This window comes from Micromonospora sp. DH14, assembly GCF_029809455.1.
In the GTDB taxonomy this organism is placed as follows: domain Bacteria; phylum Actinomycetota; class Actinomycetes; order Mycobacteriales; family Micromonosporaceae; genus Micromonospora; species Micromonospora parva.
The window spans coordinates 1-2,414 of record NZ_JARVKT010000067.1; the positions used below are offsets into that span (position 1 = coordinate 1).

1 protein-coding gene is annotated in these 2,414 nt (G+C 62.9%); it reads left to right on the top strand.

Going from position 1 to position 2,414, the window contains the following annotated elements; translation table 11 throughout:
• Positions 1-185 precede the first annotated feature (185 nt).
• Positions 186-2,312, top strand: coding sequence for an ATP-grasp domain-containing protein (locus QCZ28_RS34335; protein WP_279520517.1), 2,127 nt, complete (start codon positions 186-188; stop codon positions 2,310-2,312).
• Positions 2,313-2,414 lie beyond the last annotated feature (102 nt).

The window sequence follows — 2,414 nt, forward strand, 5'->3', positions numbered from 1 at the left end:
ACGCCGGACCCGGGCTGCCGCGTTCATGCCACCACCAGCCGGATACCTCATACCTCCGGCCTACCGAATCAATCGACCGAGATCACGCCGACACGCCGACGGACGTCAGCCTTTCAACCTCTGTAGCGCACCAGTCGTGTTGGCGCTGCGACGACGACGATGAGGGACACGCATTGAATCGGGTTATGCTCCTGGATGTGTCCGGCCCTGACCGTGAAGACCTACTCAAGGCGGCCATCGCCATGGGGCATGAGGTATACGCGGCTACACCGCGCGGTCAAGCGTCTGCGACAACGCCGAGGGAGGTCGCCGGCACCGTCGTCGTGGACTTTTCCTCCTACGAAGCGGCAGTCTCGGACATCGTCGCGTTCGCGCGTTCCCGGAGGGTAGACGCGATCGTCACCGTGAACGAGTTCCTCACCCCGGTCGCTGCACTCGCCTGTGCGACTTTGGGTCTTCCCGGAAATGATGCGACGCTCGCCATGGCAGCTCGAAACAAGATCACAATGGTCGAGCGGCTGCGTGTAGCCGGAGTTGCTGTGCCATCGACGATTGCGGTGGCCGGCGAAGAAGAGGTTCATGATCACCTCTGCCGCCAGACCTTCTCATTTCCGCTTGTCGTGAAGCCTGCCGAGAACGCCGGCTCAACGGGGGTCAGCGTGGTGGACCGGCTGGACGAGCTGACCGCGGCGTTCCAACGTGTACGTCTGCAGCGTGGACCGTATGGGATCCACCTCGACCCCCGTGTGGTGGTGCAGGAGTACATCGACGGGGAGGAGTTCAGCGTCGAATCGCTGACGCAGGACGGCCAGACCGAGCACGTGTGCATCACCAAGAAGCAGACCACCTCTGGTGCCTACCGTGTCGAAACGGGTCACACCCTCCCGTCGAACCTCGATCCGATCGCCAGGGAACAGGTTCTGCAGCAGGTGACGATGGCAGCAGCAACAACGGGTATACGCAATAGCTGGTCACATTGCGAGGTGAAGCGGAAACCGGATGGCGCATGGGTGGTGCTGGAGATCGCTCCACGGATCGGCGGTGGCCGAATCACGTTGCTGACCAGCCTGGCCCTTGGAATCGACATGGCCGGAGCGGCCTTGGCGGTCGCCCTCGGGCAACCGGTTGAACTTGCCCCGACTCGGCGTGCCTTCGCGGCCATCAGACGTCCCCTGGCACCACACGGCGGCCGGCTCCTCGCCGTGCAGGGCATGCCCTGCACCGGAGTCAACGTGCCCTTCTCCGAGGTGACCACCGAAATCGGCGCGTCGGTGGCCAGTCCGGACAGCAACAGCGCGCGTCGGCTACTTCATCGTCACCGCCACGGACGAGACGTCGGCCGACCAACGAGCCGACGAGTTGCTGAGCGGCGTCTCGGTCATCGTCGAACCCCAAGGCAACTGAGGATGAACATCACGCAAGCCGAGCGCGCGGCAGATCTATGCGGATGGGGCGAGCACGCTATCGACAAAACCTTCTATCTGAACCCTCGCTGGTTGGCTTATGTCGACTCGGACGCCCGCGGCCGAGGAACTTACTGGGGTGCGTATGCCGACGGCTCCCTGATTGCGGGCGTTTCATCGCATAATCCGCTATCCCTGATCAGCAGGGCATACAATTTCAACGCTCTGTTCGATGTCGACACATCCCACTGCTCGCCACCCACGCTCCTCGGCGGCCGGCAGGGCTACCTGTCGGGCTTTATCCGCAACCAGCGTTTCCCATCCGATGTCGTAGAATCCGCGCTGGCCAAGCTGCTTCGCGCCATAGAGACCGCGACCCCGGAACGTGATTGGTGGTGGCCATATCTTTTGTTCGAGGATGCTGAATCAGTGCTCCGCGCGAGTCTACTCCACGGGAACATTCGCCGGCCACGCGTGCGGCTCGCCCGGGCAGACTGTGTCATTGACCTAGCAGGCTCGAGCGTTGAGGACCATGTGGAAGCCCTACCGACGGCCAACAGACGGTCCCACTACCGCCGTGAAGTTGCGCGGTTTGACAGGAGCCCCTTACGAGTCGAGGAGTTGCGCCTCTCTGAGAGTTGGCAAGACCTGGCACCGTTGCTGGCCAACGTGCAGCGAAAGTACGGCGACCACAGCCCGACCGAAGTCTATGCTGACTCTCTCGCTCGCCAAGCAGCCATGCTGGACGAGGACGCCGTCGTGTTCGGTTGCTTTTTGGCCGATCGGCTAGTCGCCTTCTCCCTGTTCTACAAGACCGCGGGAGAACTGAGCTTTCGCGGCGTCGGCTTCGACTACGAAGCCTTGCCCGGCGTCGGCGAGTACGCGCGGCTACAGAGGTTGAAAGGCTGACGTCCGTCGGCGTGTCGGCGTGATCTCGGTCGATTGATTCGGTAGGCCGGAGGTATGAGGTATCCGGCTGGTGGTGGCATGAACGCGGCAGCCCGGGTCCGG

Coding starts and splice junctions, on each gene's coding strand:
- QCZ28_RS34335 (WP_279520517.1), top strand. CDS start 186: ATGCTCCTGGATGTGTCCGGCCCTGACCGTGAAGACCTACTCAAGGCG.